Origin of the sequence: Micromonospora sp. NPDC051196, from assembly GCF_040682415.1 — a bacterium.
Taxonomy (GTDB): domain Bacteria; phylum Actinomycetota; class Actinomycetes; order Mycobacteriales; family Micromonosporaceae; genus Micromonospora.
In genome coordinates, this window is the sequence record NZ_JBFBAY010000003.1 from 157,246 (window position 1) to 176,890 (window position 19,645).

Below are 19,645 nucleotides of genomic sequence, written 5' to 3' on the forward strand. Positions count from 1 at the left end.
GTTGGCGCACATGACGGGACGGGGTACGCCGGCGACGGTGTTGCTGGCCAAGCGCGGCATCACCCATCGCACCCACGCCTACGACGTTCCCGCGGAGTCGCCGAACTACGGTGCCTTGGTCGCCGCCACGCTCGGCATACCACCAGGGCAGGTCTTCAAGACCCTGGTGACCGAGGTGGACGGCACTCTCACCGTGGCGATCGTGCCGGTGACCGGCGAGCTGGACCTCAAGGCGCTGGCCGCGGCGGTCGGTGGCAAGCGGGCCACACTCGCCGAACGCGGCGCGGCCGAACGCGCGACCGGGTACGTACGCGGCGGAATCAGCCCGCTGGGGCAACGAAAGCGGCTACCGACGGTGCTCGACGCCTCGGCCCTGGAGCACAACACGGTGTACGTCTCGGCAGGCCGGCGCGGCCTTCAGGTCGAGCTGGCCCCGGCCGACCTGGTCGCCCTCACCGACGCCCACACCGCTCCCCTCGCCGCAGACTGACCACGCCGCTGGCCGGCTCGCCGCCGGCTGACCACGCCGGGCTGGCCTCGTCACCGTTACGCCGCAACGGCGGTATCCCTGTCGGTGGGTTACCCCCACTCCACCGAAACGGTGTCGATCATGCAGGACACCGCCGGCAGACGAGTCATGGGCGTTGCCGAATTGTTACTGCCGACAACAAACTCGCCTCCGCCGCACCCTTGTGCCGACGCGCGGGCGGGGAATACGTTGCCGGGCACAACAAAAGAACACCATCGACACACCGACACCTTCCCACTCTCGAAAGGACCCTGCACATGCGCAAGGGCTTCCTCGCCATCGGCGCTGTGGGCGTGCTCGCCCTCGGCAGCCTGACGGCCTGCGGCGACGATTCCGGCGACCAGGCCGGCGGCGGCTCCGGCAAGACTCCGAAGATCGGCGTGATCCTGCCGGACAGCAGCTCCTCGGTCCGCTGGGAGAGCGCGGACCGCAGGTTCCTCAAGGAGGCGTTCGACGCGGCCGGTGTCCAGTCGGACATCCAGAACGCGCAGGGCGACAAGAACGCCTTCCAGACCATCGCCGACCAGATGATCACCAACGGGGTCACCGTGCTGATGATCGTCAACCTGGACTCCGGCACCGGTAAGGCCGTCCTGGACAAGGCCAAGTCGCAGGGTGTCGCCACCATCGACTACGACCGCCTGACCCTCGGCGGCTCGGCGGAGTACTACGTCAGCTTCGACAACGTGGCCGTCGGCAAGCTCCAGGGCGAGGGCCTGGTCAAGTGCCTCACCGACGCGAAGGCGGAAAAGCCGGCGATCGCGTACCTCAACGGCTCGCCGACCGACAACAACGCCACCCTGTTCAAGGAAGGCTACGACTCGGTCCTCAAGCCGAAGTTCGACTCCGGCGAGTACACCAAGGCCGCCGACGACTCCGTGCCGGACTGGGACAACACCCAGGCCGCGACCATCTTCGAGCAGCAGCTCACCAAGACCGGCGGCAAGATCGACGGCGTACTCTCCGCGAACGACGGCCTCGGCAACGCCGCCATCTCGGTGCTGAAGAAGAACAACCTCAACGGCAAGGTGCCGGTGACCGGGCAGGACGCCGACCCGCAGGCACTGCAGAACATCCTCGCCGGTGACCAGTGCATGACCGTCTACAAGGCGGTCAAGAAGGAGGCGGACGCCGCCGCCGAGCTGGCCATCGCGCTGGCCAAGGGCGAGCGCAAGGAGACCGGCCAGACGGTCCGGGACCCGGAGGGCAACCGCGACGTGCCCGCCGTCCTGCTCACCCCCGCGGCGATCTACAAGGAGAACGTCAAGGACGTCATCGCCGACGGCTACGTGACCAAGGAACAGATCTGCACCAGCGACTACGCCAAGCTCTGCACTGACGCGGGCATCAGCTGACCTGTCCCCCGCCGAAGTGACGCCGCCCGGTACGGCAACCCCGTACCGGGCGGCGTCGCTGGACGGGCCCCGATCTCCCTCCGTGGAATAAGGAGAACCCCGTGTCCGCGAACCCACTGCTGGAGCTACGCGGGATCGACAAGAGTTTCGGTCCCGTCCAGGTGCTGCGCGACGTCGCCTTCGCCGCCTACCCGGGCGAGGTCACCGCCCTCGTCGGTGACAACGGCGCCGGCAAGTCGACCCTGGTCAAGTGCATCAGCGGCATCTACCCCGTTGACGCCGGCGAGTTCGTCTTCGACGGCCGACCGGTGACCATCAACAGTCCGCGCGACGCCGCATCGCTCGGCATCGAGGTCGTCTACCAGGATCTCGCGCTCTGCGACAACCTCGACATCGTGCAGAACATGTTCCTCGGGCGGGAGAAGCGCAACGGCCTCGTCCTGGACGAGCCGACGATGGAACAGATGGCCGCGGAGACCCTGGCCGGGCTCTCCGTACGCACCGTCAAGTCCCTGCGCCAGCACGTCTCCAGCCTCTCCGGTGGGCAGCGCCAGACTGTGGCGATCGCCAAGGCGGTGCTCTGGAACAGCAAGCTGGTGATCCTGGACGAGCCGACCGCCGCGCTCGGCGTCGCGCAGACCGCCCAGGTCCTCGAACTCGTTCGACGGTTGGCCGACAACGGCCTGGCCGTCGTCCTCATCTCGCACAACATGAACGACGTCTTCGCCGTCTCCGACCGCATCGCCGCGCTCTACCTCGGCCAGATGGTCGCCCAGGTGAAGACGACAGAGATCACCCACGCCCAGGTGGTCGAGCTGATCACCGCCGGCCGCTCCGGCGAGCTCGGACTCGCCGCCGACCCGGGCGTCAACGGCAACGGCGCGGCGCCGGCCGACAGCACCGCAGGAGGCGTCTCATGAGCATCACCGCCGTCACGAAGGAGGGCCCCGCCGCCGTCGCACCGGCACCCACCGTCGGCAGCCACGTCCGCGACTACTGGCAGCGGGTACGCGGCGGAGACATCGGTGCCCTGCCCGCCGTCGCCGGTCTGCTCGTCCTCTGCACCATCTTCTCGATCATGCGGCCGTCGTTCCTCACCGCCGGCAACTTCGCCAACCTGTTCACCCAGGGCGCGGCGGTGACCCTGATCGCGATGGGTCTGGTCTTCGTCCTGCTGCTCGGCGAGATCGACCTGTCGGCCGGTTTCGCCAGCGGCGTCTGCGCGGCGGTGCTGGCCAACCTGGTCACCGTCCTGGGCTACCCCTGGTACGTCGCGGTGCTCGCCGCCCTGCTCACCGGCATGGTCATCGGCACCACGCTCGGCTTCCTGGTCGCCAAGGTGGGCATCCCCTCGTTCGTGGTCACCCTCGCCGGCTTCCTCGCCTTCCAGGGCGTGGTGCTGCTGCTGATGAAGGAGGGCCGCAACATCTCGGTCCGCGAGCCGGTGGTGGTGGCGATCGTCAACCGCAACATGCCGGTCGCGCTCGGCTGGACGCTCGCCGCGATCGCGGTCGCGGGATTCGCCGTGGTGCAACTGCTCCGCTACCGCAGCCGTGCCGCGCGAAACCTGATCAACGATCCGTTCGCGGTGGTGCTGGGTCGCATCGCCGCCCTGGCGCTCGTCCTAGGCCTCGCCGTCTATGTGCTCAACCTGGAGCGCAGCCTCAACACGCTGATCACCTCGCTCAAGGGTGTGCCGATCGTGGTGCCGATCGTCGCCGTACTGCTGGTGGTCCTGACCTTCGTGCTCCAGCGCACCAGCTACGGCCGGCACATCTACGCGGTCGGCGGTAACCGGGAGGCCGCCCGCCGGGCCGGCATCAACGTCGACCGCATCCGCATCTCGGCCTTCATGATCTGCTCGACGATGGCCGCGGTCGGGGGGATCGTGGCGGCCAGCCGGGCCAACTCCGTCGACCCGAACACCGGCGGCAGCAACGTGCTGCTCTACGCCGTGGGCGCGGCGGTGATCGGCGGCACAAGCCTATTTGGTGGCAAAGGGCGCATCTTGGACGCGGTTCTCGGTGGCGCCGTCGTGGCCGTGATCGACAATGGGATGGGTCTGATGGGCTACAGCTCCGGCGTCAAGTACGTGGTCACCGGCGTCGTGCTGTTGCTCGCGGCCAGTGTCGACGCGCTGTCCCGACGACGAGCTTCGGCCACCGGAAACCGCTGAACGCACCACCGAAAGTAGTAACCACCCGATGCGCGTAGGACCCAGCCAGGACGAGATCCGCCGGCAGAATCTCGGCGCGCTGCTGCGTTACGTGCACCTGCACGGGGCGACGACCCGCGCCGAGTTGACCAACGCGCTCGGGTTGAACCGGAGCACCATCGGCGCGCTCACCGCCGACCTCGCCGCGGCTGGCCTGGTGACCGAGGGGGCGCCGAAGGAAACCGGCCGGGCCGGACGACCTTCGCTGGTCGTCCGGCCCGAGTCGGAACGGATCTTCGCGTACGCGTACAGCATCGAGGTGGATCGGCTGCGGGCCGCGCGGGTCGGTCTCGGCGGCGCGGTGCTCGACCGTCGGGAGCTGGACCGGCCGCGCGGTCTTTCCGCCGCGGAGGCCGCGCCGCTGCTGGCCGGGGCGGTCAAGGAGATGCGGCAGGCGCTGCCGAAGGATGCCGTCTGCGTCGGCGCCGGCATCGCGGTCTGCGGCATGGTGCGCCGCGACGACGGCCTGGTCCGGCTCGGGCCTGCCACCGGCTGGGTGGACGAGCCGATCGGGGCGGCGGTCAGCAACGAACTCGGCGTCGACGTACCGGTCACCGTCGGGAACGTGGCCGAGGTGGCAGCCTTCGCCGAGCACGCGCGGGGCACGGCGGCCGGCTGCGACAACGTCATCTACCTCTACGGGGACGTGGGTGTCGGAGCCGGGATCATCGCCGGGGGCCGGCGGCTGACCGGGCACGGTGGCTACAGCGGCGAGGTCGGTCACATGGTGGTGTCCCGCGACGGGGCCCGCTGCGAGTGCGGCAACCGGGGCTGCTGGGAGACCGAGATCGGCGAGCACGGCCTGCTGCGCGCCGCCGGGCGCTCCGACGCCCGGGGCCGCGACGCGCTGCTGGCGGTCTTCGACGCCGCCGACCGGGGCGACGCCCGGGCCCAGACGGCGGTACGCCAGGCCGGCGACTGGCTGGGCTTCGGCGTGGCCAACCTGGTCAACATCTTCAACCCGGAGATGGTCATCTTCGGTGGCACGATGCGTGACCTGTACCTGGCCGCCGCCGCGCAGGTACGCAGCCGACTCAACTCCAACGGGCTGCCCGCCTGCCTGGAGCACGTACGCCTGCGCACCCCCATGCTCGGCGCGGACGCCCCGCTGATCGGCGCCGCCGAACTGGCCTTCGACCGGCTGCTCGCCGACCCACTCGACGTCGGCTGAGCTGCTCTGGAAGCACCGCCATGAGGTGGATTCGCGAGCGATGAACTGATCGGCCGGTCGATCCGTACCAGTGTGCGGACGGGCGGCCAACGGCGTGCGGACGCCCGTCGGGCAGATGATCGGTTCTCGACCGAGGAGGCACCGCAGACATGGCATCGCTGGATTCCGCTCGTCGCCGGCAGGGCAATCGGTCCCCTCGGTTGGCGGTGCTGCTCACCACGATCGCCGCGGCCCTCGTCGTGCTGCCCGGGGCGGCCTTGGCCGCGCCCGCCGGTCAGCAACTCGCCGCCGCCGATCAGGCCCTGCTCGACGGCGTGCGACTGGCGGGGCTCTGGGAGATGCCGGCCGGGCAGATGGCCGCCGAGAAGGGCCAGTCGCGGGTGGTCCGGGAGATCGGCGCGGAGATCGCCCGCCAGCACGAGGAGCTGGACCGGCTCACCGTGGAGGCCGCCAACAAGCTCGGCGCCACCATCCCGAACCAGCCGACCGCCGAACAGCAGCAGTGGCTGACCGAGATGAAGGACGCCACCGGCGCCCGCTTCGACCAGATCTTCGTCACCCGCCTCCGGGTCGCCCACGGCAAGATCTTCCCGGTGGTCGGCGCGGTCCGGGCCAGTACCCGTAACGAGGTCATCCGAGACCTGGCCAACGCCACCAACAAGTTCGTCGGCGACCACATGCTGATGTTGGAGAGCACCGGCCTGGTCCGGTACGCCGAACTGCCGCCCGCCGCCCTGCCCGCACCGGGCAACGACGGGCTGATCGCCGCCGCGTCGGCCAACACCGGCCCGCAGATCGGCATCAGCAACACCCTGATCTGGGTGATCTTCCTCGGCGCCATCGGCACCGGCGGCTTCCTCAGCTACCGCCTGCTGCGCCGCAACTAGTCCAGCCTGATGCCCACCCGTACCCGGGCCGGGGTCCTGCTCGGGCTGGCCCTGGCCACCCTCTGCGCCGCCCTGGGCGTTGCGCTGGGACCGGCCGGCCCAGCGGCGGCGCACGCCGTGGTGGTCGCCACCGCACCGCAACGTGACGAGGTGCTCGGCTACGCCCCGCGCGAGGTGCTGGTGACCTTCAGCGAGCCGGTCGCCGTCGTACCCGGGCGGGTGCAAGTGCTCGCCCCCGACGGCAAGCGGATCAACGTCGGTGACCCGGAGGTCCGCGACCGCACCATCCGGATCGCCCTGCGGGCGGCAGACCGGCCGCTCGGCACCTACCTGGTCAGCTACCGGGTCGTCTCGGCGGACAGCCACCCGATCTCCGGCAGCTTCACCTTCGCCGCCGGGGCGCCCTCGGCGACTCCACCGCTGCCGGCCGACGCCGGAGCCGAGTCGCCGGCCGGGGTCCTGGTGCCGGTGGCCAAGTACGTCGGCTACCTGGGCCTGCTGGCGGCCGTCGGCCCGCCGCTGCTCGCGGCGACGATGTGGCCGCGTCGGCGGCCCCGGCGACCGGCGACGATCATGGCGTTGGTCGGGCTCGGTCTGGTCGCCGCCGCCACGGTGGGCACCTGGATCGGGCAGGCGGCGCAGGTGGTCGGCGCACCGGTCGGGCAACTGTCCGGGGCCGACCTGCGCGCGGTCGCGGACAGCGACATCGGGTCGGTGCTGGCCGTACGCCTGGCGTTGGTCTGCCTCGCCGCCGCGCTCCTGCCGGCGGTCACCGGGGGCACCGCAGGACGAGGGCGGACCGGTGCGCTCGCGGTGGTGGGGGTGGCCGGACTGGTCACCTGGCCGCTCGCCGGGCATCCGGTCGCCGCACCCGTGCCACCGGTGAGCATCGTGCTGACCACCGTGCACATCGCCGGAATCACCGTGTGGTTGGGCGGTCTGCTCACCCTGACCGTCTTCCTGCTGCGGGGCACCCACGAGCGGGTCCTCGCCCGGGTCCTGCCGGCCTGGTCGCGGTGGGCCACGTTGGCCGTGGCCTGGTTCGTGACCGCCGGGCTCGTCCAGGCTGCCATCGAACTCGGCCGACCGTCGGCGCTGCTGGACAGCACGTACGGACGCCTGCTCGGCGCCAAGGCCGCGCTGCTGGCGGTGGTGCTGGCGGTGGCCGCCGGGCAGCGGAGACTCATCCGACGACGGGCCGCCGCCGGTCAACCCGGGCGGGTTGCTCGGGCAGCCGGTGTCGAACTGGCGGTGACCGCGGTGATCCTGGCGCTGACCGCGCTGCTCGTGCAGACCCCACCGGGCCGTACGGCGGGCCCGGCAGCCGACGGGATCACCCGCGAGGGTGTCGCGCAGTCGCTGACCACTGACCTGTTCACACTCCAGTTCGACATCTACCCGGCCGCCGCCGGGACCACGAACAGCCTGCACGCCTACGTCTACACGCCGCAGGCGCAGGCGTTGCCGGTCGCCGAGTGGACGGTCACCGCCGCCCTGCCGGAGGCCGGCATCGAGCCGATCACCGTCGAGGTCTTCGCCCTGGAACCACACCACGGCAGTGCCGAGATCCACTTTCCGGTGGCCGGTGAGTGGACGCTGCGCATCGCCGCCCGGACCAGCGAGATCGACCGGTCCACCGCCACCACCACGGTGACCATCCGCTGAACGGTGCGGCCGGTGGTGGCGCGGCCGCTCAGCGGTCCACCTGGGTGAAGTCCCAGGAGTGCGGGGGCCGGGCGAGCAGCATCACCGGTGGCTCGGGCAGCGGTCGAGGGTTGCTACGCCACTTGGAGATCACCACCACCCGGTGATCGGTGGAGGAGAAGACCTCGCTGGACACGTGCAGCGGATCGTGCTCGAACTCGGGTAGGGCCGTGTCGCAGACCCAGGTGATCAGCTCGGCGAGCGCGTACGACTCGGCCCGCGCCTCCCACATCCGTACGATCACGTCGACGTCCTCCCTCAGACGCTGACCGTGGTCAGCGGCATGGCCGAATCCGCCGGCAGATCCAGCCGGCTCGGCGCGACACCGGCAGCGACCAGGTGTGAGCCGAGCGCCGCCACCATCGCGCCGTTGTCGGTGCACAGTCCTGGCCGGGGCACCCGTACCCGGATGCCGTGGCGGGCCGCGCGCTGCTCGGCCATCGCGCGCAGCCGCGAGTTGGCCGCCACTCCCCCGCCGATCACCAGGGTCTCGATGCCGTTGCTGCGGCAGGCGTCCAGGGCCTTGCCGACCAGCACGTCACAGACCGCCTCCTGGAAGGACGCGGCGACGTCGGCCACCGGAACCGGCTCGCCGGCCCGCTGCCGGGCCTCCACCCAGCGGGCCACCGCGGTCTTCAGCCCGGAGAAGGAGAAGTCGTAGCGATGGTTGGCGAGATCCTTGGCGGCGGTCAGCCCGCGCGGGAACGCGATGGCCGCCGGGTCACCCGTGCGGGCCTCCCGGTCGATGTACGGGCCACCGGGGAACGGCAGCCCGAGCAGTCGGGCGATCTTGTCGAACGCCTCACCGGCCGCGTCGTCGATGGTGGCACCGAGCGGGGTCACGCCCCGGGCCAGGTCGTCGACCATCAGCAGCGAGGAGTGCCCGCCGGAGACCAGCAACGCGACCGCCGGTTCGGGCAGCGGACCGTGTTCCAGGGTGTCCACGGCCACGTGCGCGGCCAGGTGGTTGACCCCGTACACCGGCTTCTCGGCGGCGACCGCGTAGCCCTTCGCGGCGGCCACGCCGACCAGCAGTGCACCGGCCAGGCCCGGACCGGCGGTGACCGCGATCGCGTCGATGTCGGCGAGAGTGACCCCCGCCTCGGTCAGCGCCCGCTGCATGGTCGGCACGATGGCCTCCAGGTGCGCCCGGCTGGCCACCTCGGGCACCACCCCACCGAACCGGGCGTGCTGGTCCACGCTGGAGGCGAGCGCGTCGGCGAGCAGGGTGTGCCCGCGTACGATGCCGACGCCGGTCTCGTCGCACGAGGTCTCGATGCCGAGGATCAGTGGTTCGTCAACCATGGAAGTCTCAGTCCTCGATGCGCTGCATCACCAGCGCGTCGGTGTTGCTCGGTTGGTAGTAGCCACGGCGTACGCCGATCGGTTCGAACCCGTACGTGGCATAGAGCCGCTGGGCCGGTGCGTTGTCCGCCGCGACCTCCAGCAGCACCGACCGTAGGCCGCGCCGCGCGGCCTCGGCGAGCAGTTCCTCCAGCAGAAGCCGGCCGATCCCCCGCCGCTGCGCGTCCCGGCGTACCGCGATGTTCTGCACCCACGCCTCGTCGGGGGGCGCGACGGCGAGCCCGGCGTAACCGAGCACCGCACCGTCGTCGTCGGTGGCGATGCGGTAGTGGTGCCCGTTGGCCAGTTCGTTCCAGAACATCGCCGCGGACCACTGTTCGGCACCGAAGAGGTCCGCCTCGATGGAGAGCACCTCGTCGATGTGCCACCAGCGGAACCGGTCGAGTCGTACCTCGCTCACGGCAGGACCGGCTTACGCGCGGTCGCCGCCACCGCGTCCGGCCTGCGCAGGTAGAGCGGCGTCAACGGGTCGCCGGGCGCACCGGCCCGGATCCGCTCGGCGGCCAGGGCGGCGAGCGCGTTGGCGTCCGGGTATCGCGGCTCGGCCCGCAGGGGCAGCCCCAGGGTGTCGGCGTAGCGGTGCGCACCGTCGCCGACAGCGGCGGTGACGGCCAGGTCGCGGGCCCGTTGCGCGGCCACCGCCGGCGCGGAGACCTCCGGCCCGACCAGACGCTGGCCGGCACCGTCGTAGATCGCCCAGTAGATCTCCCGGCGGCGCGCGTCGCTCGCCGCCAACACCGGCTCGCCGGCCGCCGCCGGGTGACCGATGGCGTCCAGCGAGCAGACACCGTACGCCGGGATGTCGAGCACCTGGCCCATGGTGGCGGCGGTGACCAGCCCCACCCGCAGCCCGGTGAACGGGCCGGGGCCGAGCCCGGCGACGATCGCGCCCAGGTCGGCTGGGCGGGCACCGATGTCGGCAAGCACCGCGTCCACCTGCGGCGCGAGCAGTTCGCCGTGCGCCCGCGCGTCGACCGTGCACCGGTGTGCGCGGGTCGTGACGCCACTCGCGGTGACCTCGACGAGCGCCGCCGTCACCGCCGGGGTCGAGCTGTCCACCACCAGTACGAGCACAATGAACCAGCCTAGCCGCATCGTCGCCACCCGCTGACGGCCCCGCCCGGCACCCCCACCGCTCGACTACTTTCGGCAGCCGGGCAATTACTTTTCTATGGCGTGCAACTCCTGGACTCGCTGGTGCCGTTCCACCTCCGTCTAAGGAGGCAAGCCGAGTTGAAGGCCGCAGACGAGCAAGCGTTCCGGGAGTTCGTGACGTCCCAGATGGCGTCGCTGCGCAAGTTGGCCTACGTCACCTGCGGGGACTGGCACGCGGCGGAGGATGCCGTGGCCAACTCGTTGATCAAGCTCTACCCGCGATGGCGCAAGCTGGATCGGCCGGACCTGTACGCCAAGACCATGGTGTACCGGGCTGCCGTCGACGAGACCCGCAGGCCCTGGCGCCGAGGGCGGGAACGGTCGATCGGTCACGCCATCCCGGACGTCCCGATCGACAACCTGAGCGACCCGAACGGCGTCACCGACGAGCGGTTGCGGATCCGGGCGGCGCTGGACGCCGTACCCACCCGCCAGCGCGCCGCCGTGGTGCTTCGGCACTACCTGGGGCTGAGCCTGGAGGACACGGCCCAGGTCCTGGGCTGCAACGTCGGAACCGCGAAAAGCCAGACCTCGCGTGGGCTCGCCAAGCTCCGTGAGCTGCTCGCGGCAGAACAGATCAACTTCAACGGGGACGAAACAGAGGAGTGGAGAAATGCAATTGCGTGAGGTTGTGGACGCGGTTACCGAAGACGGGCCGCCACTGACACACAGCGTCGACGAGATCATCTCCGCCGGTCGCAGGGCCGAGCGTCGCCGCCGGGCCGGCTTCGCCTCGGCCGGCGCGGCCGGACTGGTCGTGGTCGCGATGGCCGGCTCGTTCGCCCTGACGTCGATCACCTCGACCACGTCGGGCCGGTCCAGCGCGGCTGGCCAGAATGCGAATGCCACATGGCCGGAGGCACCACCCTTCACCTTCACGTTCACCGCGTTCGACGCCGGCAAGTTCCGGGTGGCGGATCCGATCGTGGCGTCCACCGCCTACCAGATCGCGCCGGTGTACCAGACCGACAGGATCACCACGGAGTTGCAGCCCACCTCGCAGGAGCAGAAGGAACTCTTCGAGAAACTCCCCGACGGCGTGACGCGGAACACCACCGGCGCGCACCACGCGTACCTGACGCTCTACCGACCGGGTGCGTTCAACCCGGCCGGGCTCACCGGCGGCACGCCGCTGACGGTGGCCGGGCGCCAGGCGATCTCGACGTCCGCGACCAACCCGCCGAACCGGCAGCTGGCCTGGGAGTACGCCGACGACGCGTGGGCCGTCCTCACCGCCTTCGCCTACAGCGCCGACCCCTCCATTCAGGATATGTCGGTGCTGGTCACCGCCCTTGCACCCAGCCCGGTGGTGCCGGCCAGACTGCCCTTCCAGGTGGGCTACCTGCCCTCCGGCTACACCCCGGTGGAGATCGGCTCGGGCACCTATCCCGGCCTGAACGGCATCGCCGCTGCCGAGGACGGCAACTACGGCGGCGCAACCTACGCCAACCCGGCCCCGGCGACCACCGGGCTGGTCCGGCCGTACGGCGATGACGAGGGCCTTCCCGTCCCGTCGAGCTTCACCATCTACGTCGGGCCCAGCGCCACGTCCAACCAGGCAGCCCAGGCCGGTGAGACGCGGTGCTACCCGCATGCGCAGACACCGTTCTGCAACGTGTGGAGCGCGGACGGTGCGGTGGTCGTACAGGTGTTGAGCACCGGGCAGCTCTCTGCCGCGGAGATGACCAGGATCGCGGAGTCGATCGAGGTGCTCGACGTGCACGACAAGAGCGCCTGGCTTCCGGCATCCGAAGCGCTCGCAGCCCGGTAACCCAGTCTTGTCGATCACTGACGGCGCCGTGTCACCGCGAGGAGCACGGCGCCGTCGGCTGTTCACGCCCGGCACCAACCGTCCATAGTAGAGGACAAGGAGCTCCATGCGCCCCAGAAGGTTCCTACCGGCCGCCGTGGCCCTGCTGCTCACGGCCGGTCTCGCCCCAGCGGCACCAGCTCACTCGGCCGGGAAGGTCACGTCGGTCGGCTCGGCCACGACCGCCGTCGGTGGCGACGGCCGGACCACGACGCTCATCACCGGAGACCGGGTCACCCTGACCTCCGACGGCGGCGTCAGCGTCGTCCCCGGCCCCGGCCGGGCGGAGATTCCCATGCTGACCAGCACGGTCACCGGCCGGGTACGGGTGATCCCGGCCGACGCGCTGCCGCTGTTGCGGTCGGAACGACTCGACCCGCGGCTGTTCGACGTGACCGGGCTGCTCGCCGGCGGATACGACGACGACCGGCGGACCGACCTGCCGATCATCGCCTCCACCGACAGTGGCGTCGACGGCACGATCGTGCACCGGATGACCAGCTTCAAGGCCACCGCGCTGCACACCCGCAAGCGCGGCCTCGACCGGCTCTGGTCGACGCTGACCCGCAAGGGCACCAAGGGCAAGGTCTGGCTGGACGCGGTCGGCCACTTCACCGGTGGGGAGGGGGTCCAGCAGATCGGCGCACCGGCCGCCTGGCAGGCCGGTCTGACCGGCGCGGGTGTCACCATCGCGCTGATCGACAGCGGCGTCGATGTCACCCACCCCGACCTGGCCGGTCGGGTGACCGATCAGGTCGACTTCACACCGGTCTCCGAGGGCGGCGTGCCCACCGACATCGATGTGCACGACATCGACGGACACGGCACGGCCGTCATCTCCGTCGCCGCCGGCAGCGGGGCCGCGTCGGACGGCCGCTATCGAGGGGTGGCGCCGGACGCCACGATCGTCTCCGCCAAGACCGGCGACTACGACACGACCGAGTCAGCGGTGATCGCGGCCATGGAGTGGGTGTCCGGCCCGAAGCGCGCAGCGGTCGTCAACATCAGCCTCGGCTTTCCCGCCACCCCTGGCGACGGTCCCATGGAGTTGGCGCTGAACGGCCTCAGCGAGCAGCACGGGACGCTGTTCGTGGTCGCGTCGGGCAACGACGGCGCCAACGGCAACAACCCGAACGCCGGACAGGACTACGACGTGGGGGCGCCCGCCACGGCCGACGCGGCGCTGACCGTGGGCGCGGTCGACCACGACGACCGGTTGGCCGACTTCTCCAGCCGCGGCCCACGTCTCGGCGACAACGCCGTCAAGCCCGACCTCACCGCGCCCGGCGTCGACATCACCGCCGCCCGCAGCGCCGACTCGCGCGGCACCGGCCACTACGCCCACGGAGTGTGGGGCACCTCCTTCGCGGCGCCACACGTGGCCGGCAGCGCGGTCCTACTCAAGCAGAAGCACCCGGACTGGACCGGGAAGATGCTCAAGGCCGTGCTGATGGGTACGGCCCGGCCGGCCCCGGGCGTCGGCGTGTTCGCCCAGGGCGCCGGCCGCGTCGACGTGGCGGCGGCGCTCACCGGCCCGGTGCTCGCCGACCCGCCCAGCCTGAGCCTCGGCATGCACACCTATCCGCACACCGACGACGTTCCGATCAGCAAAACGGTGACCTACCGCAACCCCGGCACCACGACGCAGACGCTGCGCCTGGGGCTGACCGTGGACGGGCCGAACATGAGGGCCACCTCCGGGCTGTTCCGGGTGAGCCCGGCCACGCTGACCGTGCCGGCCGGCGGGAGCGCTCAGGCAACCGTCACGGCCGCCGCCTCGACGACGGCACCGGCCGGGCCGTACTCCGGGCGGCTGACCGCCACCACCGCCGACGGCAAGCGGGTGACCACGCCGGTCGGGTTGATCCGGGAGGCCGCCACCCACACCCTGACGCTGCGTCACCTCGCCGCCGACGGTCAACCGACGATCGACTACTACACCACGGTGGTGGGCCTGGACACCCCGTACACGTACGACTCCCTGTACCACTACAACGAGAACTACGGCAGCGAGATCACTCTCCGCGTCCCGGAGGGGCGATACGCGATCGTGTCGCAGATGTTCTCGGACTTCCCGCACCTGACCTATGTGGCCCACCCGAACCTCAACGTGCGCGCGGACGCCGAGCTCACGCTCGACGAGCGGGCCGGGCGGCCGGTTCAGGTGAGCGTGCCGGCGGCCGGTGCCGTCCGCTCGGACAGCGCCGTCCAGGTGGGCATCCGCAGCGGCGGCAACAGGTGGGTGACCGTCGGCGGATCCAGCAACGCATCGATACAGATGCGCACCGCCCAGATCGGCGGGACCGGCGACCCGGCCAACTTCGTCTCGCTGATCCAGACGGCGTTCGGCGACGGGTCGGATCCCAGCGCGTTCGCGTACCAACTCGCCTGGCACCGGCCCGGAACCCTGCCCACCGGCTTCACCAGGTCGGTCACCGCCGGCCAACTCGCCGTGGAGCGGACCTCCGCCCGCGGTCAGGCCCCGTCCGGCACGACCCTCATGCAGTCGGCACCGACGGTGCCGGGCTATCCGCTGACTCCGGCCTACACCTCCGCCCCGCTGGCGGCGACCCGCTACTTCAACACCGATGGCGGCATCAGCTGGACCTCGCAGGTGTACCAGTACTCGGACGACAGCGACGACTACTACACCGTCACCACGACCGGCTCACCCATCACCTACCGGGCCGGGAGGACCTACACCTCCACCTGGAACGCCGCGATCGTCGCACCCTGCCCGGCCGCCGGCGGCGGATGGACCGGCGACCGGCTCACCGTGCGGATCGCCCCGTACTGCGACAGCGCCGGACACCCCGGCTACGTCGACGACCAGGCCGACTCTTCCGGCACGACCACCCTCTACCGGGACGGTGCCGTGGTGGCCACCTCCGACCTGCCCGGCCGCGCCCGGTTCACCGTCGCGCCGGTGCCGGGCAGCTACCGACTCAACGTCGAATCCACCCGCGCGGCCTCGTTCGGCTTGTCCACCCGCGTCACGGCCGACTGGACGTTCACCCAGCCACGGGCCGCCGCGCGCCTGACGGCGATCCGGATGGCTCCGGCCCTGGACTCCACCGGCACCGCGCCCGCCGGCCGGTCCTTCACCATCCCGATCAGCACCGACGCCACTTCGGTCACCGTGCGGGTCTCCCATGACGACGGCACCACCTGGCAGCCGGCCACGGTCACCCGCACCGGCGCGGGCACCTTCCGCGCCACCGTCGCGCATCCGGCCACCCCCGGGTACGTGTCCGTGCAGGTCCGCGCCACCGGGCCCACCGCGACCCTCACCGAGACGGTCGTACGCGCGTACCGGATCAGCTGAGCAAAGGGCCCCTTCACCTCGCGCTTTCCGCAGGTGGAGGGGCCCTCTGCCGGGCGGGCCGAGCTCGCCGGGTTGCCGAGGTCAGACGGCCTTGAAACTGCGTAGCGGCGACTGCACGTTGTGCAGATCGCCGGCCGGAACGAAGTAGCTGATGCCGGTGCAGTCGGCGCCCGAATACACCCGAAGGGACAGGTCGGTGAGGTTCAGCCAGCCCAGAAAGCCGAGCGAGGAATTGACGCACTCGGTGCCCGACGGGGCCGGATACTCGACGGTGGCGCCGTTGAACCACTTGGACTCGTGGAGGCAGACGGTGCCATCGACGTAGGTGCAGCTGCTGGATTCAGCCGCAACCGCCGGTGCGCCGGTCACCGCGATCGTCGCGGCGCTGATGGTTGCGAGCAGGGCGGTCCGGGCTGACTTCGATGGGCGCATTCAGTCCTCCTCCAGGTGCAGGTGTCGAGCAGTCGGCACAAGAGGCGCATGTATCGACTCTCATCAACTATTTGCATAGTTGGCTATTCGAGCGAGGAATGTCAACGCGTCAACCAAATGACGGCCCTCATGGGATCGGACGTGCCGCCGGTCTGCCCGTTCAGCCGGCCGTACGCTCCCAGTCGATGGTGGGCAGGCCCGCGTCGGCGAGTGCCTTGTTGGTCGCGCTGAACGGCCGGCTGCCGAGAAAGCCACGCGGGTTCATCGGGCTGGGATGCCCCGCCTCCAGCACCACGTGCTGCGGGTTGCTGACCAGCGCCGCCTTCTTGCGCGCGTAGCCACCCCAGAGCAGGAAGACCACCCGCGAATCCAAGGCGTCGAGCGCCCGGATGGTCGCGTCGGTGAACTCCTCCCAACCCCGGTTGGCGTGTGAACCGGGAGCGCCCTGCCGCACCGTCAGCACCGAGTTGAGCAGCAGCACGCCCTGTGCCGCCCAGCCGTCCAGGTTGCCGCTGGGCGGCTTGGGCACGCCCAGGTCCTCCCTCAACTCCTTGAAGACGTTGCGCAACGAGGGCGGGACGGACACCCCCTCGCGCACGCTGAAGCTGAGCCCGTGCGCCTGGCCCGCCCGGTGGTAGGGATCCTGCCCGAGAATCAGCACCCGACAGTCCGACGGCGCGCAGCGCCGATAGGCCGAGAACAGGTCCTCCACCGGCGGGAAGACCGTGCCGGTGGCGTACTCCCGGGCGACGAACTCGCCCAGCGCGGCCGTGCGGGCCGGGTCGAGGTGCGGGGCGAGCACATCGCGCCACTCGTTTGGTAGCAGTGCCGGCAGATCCAGGGTGGCAACGTCGTCGGGCATCAGCGGCCTTTCCGCAGCGAGGTCGGTCCCCGGCACTGTAGGCGCAGGGTACGACGGTGCCGCCGGTCGGTGCCGTCGAGTGGCGCGGCCCGCGGTCAGCCCAGGGCCGTCAGGCGCTGCACCCAGTCGCCGCCGACCGGCTTCAGTTCGGCGATGCGGGTGTCGTCGTCCCGCCGGTCGAGCCGGACCCACAGGTGCGCGTCGGTCAACTGCTCGACCAGCCCCTCGCCCCACTCGACCACGGTCACCGACTCGTCGACCGAGGCGTCCAGGTCCAGATCGTCGATCTCCGCCCGAGGATCGGTCGCGTCGCCCAGCCGGTACGCGTCGGCGTGCACCAACGCCACACCCCGCCCGGCGACGGGATCGGGCCGGTGCACCCGGGCGATCACGAACGTCGGCGAGGTGATGTCGCCGAGCACCCCGAGGCCGGCCCCGATCCCCTGGGTCAGCGCGGTCTTGCCGGCGCCCAACGGGCCGGTGAGCAGCACCAGGTCACCCGCGCGCAGCAACTCGGCCAGCCGCCGACCGAAGGCGTGGGTGTCGGCGGCCGTCGGCAAGACGAACCGGGTCACGCCGAGCCTCGCCCGCAGGTGCCGAGAAACGCCATCAGTGCCTCGTTCACCTCGGCGGCGTGCTCCAGCATCACCACGTGCCCACTGTCGTGGATCTTGACGAACTCGGCGTGCGGCAGCCGCCGGACGATCTCCTCCGAATGAGTCACGGGTGTGATCATGTCCTTGTCCCCGACGATCACCAACACCGGCGTACCCGCCAGCGCCACCAGCGCCGGAAACCGCGAGTGGGTCGCGATCGTACGCAGGTAGCGGGTCACCGTGTCCGCCGAGGTAAGCGAGTTCATCTGCTCCACGTACGACACCAGCGCCGGGCTCGGCTTGTGGGTGCCGAAGCCGTACCTGCGGGTGAGCAGCCAGGCCACGTTGGTGGTCGACCTGCGGGCCCGGTCGATCACCGCACCGCCGTACCGGGTGACGTTGCCGGCCATGTAGAGCACCGGGCTGCCCACCCGGCCGAGCAGGGCCGGCGCGACCAGCTTCGTCTCCGCCAGCAACCCGCCCGAGGTGGCCATCAGCACGGTGCCCACCACCCGGTCGCCGAACATCTCCGGATACAGCTCGGCGAGCGCCATGATGGTCATGCCACCCATCGAGTGGCCGACCAGCACCAGCGGCCCCTCCGGCGCCACCTCGTCGATCACCCGACGCAGCGTGTGGCCGAGCGCGTCCAGGTCGTACTCACCGCTCTCCAACCGACCCGAACGGCCGTGGCCGGGCTGGTCGTAGGCGACGATCCGGTGCTCACCCCGCTCGGCCAGCACCTTGCGCTGGAAATGGAAGGTGCCCATGTCCAGGCAGAAACCGTGCACCAGCACCACGGTCGGGTTGCCCTCGACCGGGCGGGTCGGCTCGACCACCTCGACGTGGATGTCGGTGCCGTCCGGCATCTCCAGCCGATACGCCTCGTCGTACCGCTGCTGGCCGAAGACCTCACCGGCGTACGGATCGGTGGGGTCGGCCTTCAATCGACGGACCAGGGCCCGTTCGGTGGCGACCCCGGCGGCGGTCACCGCAGCGGCCACGCCGAGCGCCGCACCCACCAGACCGGCGGCCCGCCCCGCCGCAGTCCGCGGCCGCGGGATGAGAGGACGGTTGCTCATGAACCAGCGCCGTCGTAAACGCGGGGGACGCGGGTGCTGCCGAAGCGGGTGACGATCTCGTAGTTGATCGTGCCGACCGCCTCGGCCCAGTCGTCGGCGGTGGGTTCGCCGTCGGCGCCGCTGCCGAACAGCGTGACCACGTCACCGGCGGCCACCGGGTCGTCGCCGCAGTCGAGCACGAACTGATCCATGCAGACCCGGCCGGAGATGGTCCGCCGACGCCCGCCGAGCTGCACCGGGCCGACATTCGAGGCGTGTCGGGGCACCCCGTCGGCGTAGCCGAGGGGCACCACCGCCAGATTCGCGTCCTGCCCGGTGGTGTAGGTGTGGCCGTAGGAGACACCGGAGCCGACCGGGACCCGCTTGGTCAACATCACCCGGGCGCGGGCGGTCATCGCCGGACGCAACCCGTGGGTCTCGCCGGCCACCGGGGAGAGACCGTAGACGGCCAGCCCCGGGCGGACCAGGTCGAAATGGGTGTCGGGCCGGGTCAGCGTGGCCGCCGAGTTGGCCAGGTGCCGGTAGCGCGGGCGCAGCCCCGCGCGCTCGACCATGGCCAGGCCCTCGTGGAAGACGGCCAACTGCCGGTCCGTGGTCGGGTGACCGGGCAGGTCGGCGTAGACGAAGTGGCTCCACACGCCGACCACCTCGACCAGACCGTCCGCCTGCGCCTTGGCGGCGGCGTCGAGCAGGGCCGGCCAGTCGGCGATCGTCGCCCCGCCCCGGGACAACCCGGTGTCGATCTTCAAGTGGATCCGGGCCGGACGATCGGCGCGGCGACTCGCCTGCACCGTCTCGTCGAGCTGCGGCAGACTCGCCACGCCCAGGTCCACGTCGGCTCTGACGCCGCTGTCCAACGGCAGCCCAGGTGCGAGCAGCCAGGCCAGCACCGGGACGTCGATGCCGGCCGCACGTAGGGCCAGCGCCTCGTCCAGGGTGCAGACACCAAGCCAGGTCGCCCCGGCGTCGACCGCCGCGCGGGCGGCCGGGACCATGCCGTGGCCGTAGCCGTCGGCCTTCACCACCGCCATCAACTCGGCGCTGGTACCGGCGCGCAGCCGACTCACGTTCTCCCGGATCGCGTCAAGATCCACGCGTACCTCGGCCTGCCACATGCCCCCACCCTACTTTCCGCGCTGATCACGGCGGGGCACCCC

At 71.0% G+C, this 19,645-nt stretch carries 19 protein-coding genes; 10 read left to right on the forward strand and 9 right to left on the reverse strand.

The features are described 5' to 3' along the window. Window positions 1-10: 10 nt before the first annotated feature. From ybaK to AB0M35_RS09060, 7 genes are all read left to right on the forward strand, one after another. Window positions 11-490, forward strand: coding sequence for a Cys-tRNA(Pro) deacylase (ybaK, locus tag AB0M35_RS09030; protein WP_363743336.1), 480 nt, complete (start codon window positions 11-13; stop codon window positions 488-490). 296 nt (window positions 491-786) lie between these two features. Then, the gene (locus tag AB0M35_RS09035; protein WP_363743338.1) at window positions 787-1,884 is read left to right on the forward strand and encodes a substrate-binding domain-containing protein; all 1,098 of its coding nucleotides are present in this window, start codon (window positions 787-789) and stop codon (window positions 1,882-1,884) included. A gap of 101 nt (window positions 1,885-1,985) precedes the next feature. Next, entirely contained in the window at window positions 1,986-2,804 is an 819-nt protein-coding gene (locus tag AB0M35_RS09040) for an ATP-binding cassette domain-containing protein (protein ID WP_363743340.1), read from the forward strand. Next, window positions 2,801-4,060 (forward strand): ABC transporter permease, encoded by a 1,260-nt coding sequence (locus AB0M35_RS09045; protein ID WP_203222343.1) that lies wholly within the window; start codon window positions 2,801-2,803, stop codon window positions 4,058-4,060. Before AB0M35_RS09040 ends, AB0M35_RS09045 begins: the two co-directional genes overlap by 4 nt. A gap of 28 nt (window positions 4,061-4,088) precedes the next feature. Further along, window positions 4,089-5,270: an ROK family transcriptional regulator gene (locus AB0M35_RS09050; RefSeq protein ID WP_363743342.1), complete on the forward strand. Its 1,182-nt coding sequence runs from the start codon at window positions 4,089-4,091 to the stop codon at window positions 5,268-5,270. A gap of 149 nt (window positions 5,271-5,419) precedes the next feature. Next, entirely contained in the window at window positions 5,420-6,157 is a 738-nt protein-coding gene (locus AB0M35_RS09055; RefSeq protein WP_363743344.1) for a DUF4142 domain-containing protein, read from the forward strand. Window positions 6,158-6,166: 9 nt separating this feature from the next. After that, window positions 6,167-7,822 (forward strand): copper resistance protein CopC, encoded by a 1,656-nt coding sequence (locus AB0M35_RS09060; RefSeq protein ID WP_363743346.1) that lies wholly within the window; start codon window positions 6,167-6,169, stop codon window positions 7,820-7,822. A 28-nt stretch (window positions 7,823-7,850) separates the two neighbouring features. Here AB0M35_RS09060 and AB0M35_RS09065 read toward each other — a convergent pair whose 3' ends face one another. From AB0M35_RS09065 to tsaB, 4 genes are read right to left on the reverse strand one after another with little or no spacing between them, the layout of a single operon-like run. Further along, complete coding sequence (locus AB0M35_RS09065) at window positions 7,851-8,105, reverse strand: hypothetical protein (protein WP_363743348.1); 255 nt, start codon at window positions 8,103-8,105, stop codon at window positions 7,851-7,853. 14 nt (window positions 8,106-8,119) lie between these two features. Then, on the reverse strand, window positions 8,120-9,166 hold the full coding sequence (tsaD, locus tag AB0M35_RS09070; RefSeq protein WP_363743350.1) for a tRNA (adenosine(37)-N6)-threonylcarbamoyltransferase complex transferase subunit TsaD: 1,047 nt from the start codon (window positions 9,164-9,166) through the stop codon (window positions 8,120-8,122). A 7-nt stretch (window positions 9,167-9,173) separates the two neighbouring features. Then, window positions 9,174-9,626, reverse strand: coding sequence for a ribosomal protein S18-alanine N-acetyltransferase (gene rimI, locus AB0M35_RS09075; protein WP_363743352.1), 453 nt, complete (start codon window positions 9,624-9,626; stop codon window positions 9,174-9,176). Beyond that, window positions 9,623-10,300 (reverse strand): tRNA (adenosine(37)-N6)-threonylcarbamoyltransferase complex dimerization subunit type 1 TsaB, encoded by a 678-nt coding sequence (tsaB, locus tag AB0M35_RS09080; protein WP_363743354.1) that lies wholly within the window; start codon window positions 10,298-10,300, stop codon window positions 9,623-9,625. The genes rimI and tsaB overlap by 4 nt, the downstream gene beginning before the upstream one ends. 159 nt (window positions 10,301-10,459) lie before the next feature. Here tsaB and AB0M35_RS09085 point away from each other — a divergent pair, with 159 nt between their 5' ends. From AB0M35_RS09085 to AB0M35_RS09095, 3 genes are all read left to right on the forward strand, one after another. Continuing rightward, the gene (locus AB0M35_RS09085) at window positions 10,460-11,008 is read left to right on the forward strand and encodes a SigE family RNA polymerase sigma factor (RefSeq protein WP_363743816.1); all 549 of its coding nucleotides are present in this window, start codon (window positions 10,460-10,462) and stop codon (window positions 11,006-11,008) included. Next, entirely contained in the window at window positions 10,995-12,152 is a 1,158-nt protein-coding gene (locus AB0M35_RS09090) for a hypothetical protein (RefSeq protein ID WP_363743356.1), read from the forward strand. The genes AB0M35_RS09085 and AB0M35_RS09090 overlap by 14 nt, the downstream gene beginning before the upstream one ends. Window positions 12,153-12,258: 106 nt before the next feature. Further along, the gene (locus AB0M35_RS09095) at window positions 12,259-15,516 is read left to right on the forward strand and encodes a S8 family serine peptidase (protein ID WP_363743358.1); all 3,258 of its coding nucleotides are present in this window, start codon (window positions 12,259-12,261) and stop codon (window positions 15,514-15,516) included. A gap of 81 nt (window positions 15,517-15,597) precedes the next feature. Here AB0M35_RS09095 and AB0M35_RS09100 read toward each other — a convergent pair whose 3' ends face one another. The 5 genes from AB0M35_RS09100 to alr form a co-directional block, all read right to left on the reverse strand. Further along, entirely contained in the window at window positions 15,598-15,948 is a 351-nt protein-coding gene (locus AB0M35_RS09100) for a hypothetical protein (protein WP_363743360.1), read from the reverse strand. A 160-nt stretch (window positions 15,949-16,108) separates the two neighbouring features. Further along, on the reverse strand, window positions 16,109-16,810 hold the full coding sequence (gene ung, locus AB0M35_RS09105) for a uracil-DNA glycosylase (protein WP_363743362.1): 702 nt from the start codon (window positions 16,808-16,810) through the stop codon (window positions 16,109-16,111). A 95-nt stretch (window positions 16,811-16,905) separates the two neighbouring features. Next, window positions 16,906-17,385 carry a tRNA (adenosine(37)-N6)-threonylcarbamoyltransferase complex ATPase subunit type 1 TsaE gene (gene tsaE / locus AB0M35_RS09110; protein WP_363743365.1) on the reverse strand — a complete coding sequence of 160 codons (480 nt, stop codon included), beginning with the start codon at window positions 17,383-17,385 and terminating at the stop codon, window positions 16,906-16,908. Continuing rightward, complete coding sequence (locus AB0M35_RS09115) at window positions 17,382-18,488, reverse strand: alpha/beta hydrolase (protein WP_363743367.1); 1,107 nt, start codon at window positions 18,486-18,488, stop codon at window positions 17,382-17,384. Before AB0M35_RS09115 ends, tsaE begins: the two co-directional genes overlap by 4 nt. Next, on the reverse strand, window positions 18,485-19,603 hold the full coding sequence (gene alr, locus AB0M35_RS09120; protein ID WP_363743369.1) for an alanine racemase: 1,119 nt from the start codon (window positions 19,601-19,603) through the stop codon (window positions 18,485-18,487). Before alr ends, AB0M35_RS09115 begins: the two co-directional genes overlap by 4 nt. Window positions 19,604-19,645: the final 42 nt, after the last annotated feature.

Bases quoted from the DNA above. Each gene is read 5' to 3' on its own strand.
- alr (WP_363743369.1), bottom strand. From the start codon at position 19,603: ATGTGGCAGGCCGAGGTACGCGTGGATCTTGACGCGATCCGGGAGAAC.
- AB0M35_RS09050 (WP_363743342.1), top strand. From the start codon at position 4,089: ATGCGCGTAGGACCCAGCCAGGACGAGATCCGCCGGCAGAATCTCGGC.
- AB0M35_RS09035 (WP_363743338.1), top strand. From the start codon at position 787: ATGCGCAAGGGCTTCCTCGCCATCGGCGCTGTGGGCGTGCTCGCCCTC.
- ung (WP_363743362.1), bottom strand. From the start codon at position 16,810: ATGCCCGACGACGTTGCCACCCTGGATCTGCCGGCACTGCTACCAAAC.
- AB0M35_RS09095 (WP_363743358.1), top strand. From the start codon at position 12,259: ATGCGCCCCAGAAGGTTCCTACCGGCCGCCGTGGCCCTGCTGCTCACG.
- AB0M35_RS09045 (WP_203222343.1), top strand. From the start codon at position 2,801: ATGAGCATCACCGCCGTCACGAAGGAGGGCCCCGCCGCCGTCGCACCG.
- AB0M35_RS09090 (WP_363743356.1), top strand. From the start codon at position 10,995: ATGCAATTGCGTGAGGTTGTGGACGCGGTTACCGAAGACGGGCCGCCA.
- AB0M35_RS09060 (WP_363743346.1), top strand. From the start codon at position 6,167: ATGCCCACCCGTACCCGGGCCGGGGTCCTGCTCGGGCTGGCCCTGGCC.
- AB0M35_RS09115 (WP_363743367.1), bottom strand. From the start codon at position 18,488: ATGAGCAACCGTCCTCTCATCCCGCGGCCGCGGACTGCGGCGGGGCGG.
- AB0M35_RS09100 (WP_363743360.1), bottom strand. From the start codon at position 15,948: ATGCGCCCATCGAAGTCAGCCCGGACCGCCCTGCTCGCAACCATCAGC.
- tsaD (WP_363743350.1), bottom strand. From the start codon at position 9,166: ATGGTTGACGAACCACTGATCCTCGGCATCGAGACCTCGTGCGACGAG.
- ybaK (WP_363743336.1), top strand. From the start codon at position 11: ATGACGGGACGGGGTACGCCGGCGACGGTGTTGCTGGCCAAGCGCGGC.
- AB0M35_RS09055 (WP_363743344.1), top strand. From the start codon at position 5,420: ATGGCATCGCTGGATTCCGCTCGTCGCCGGCAGGGCAATCGGTCCCCT.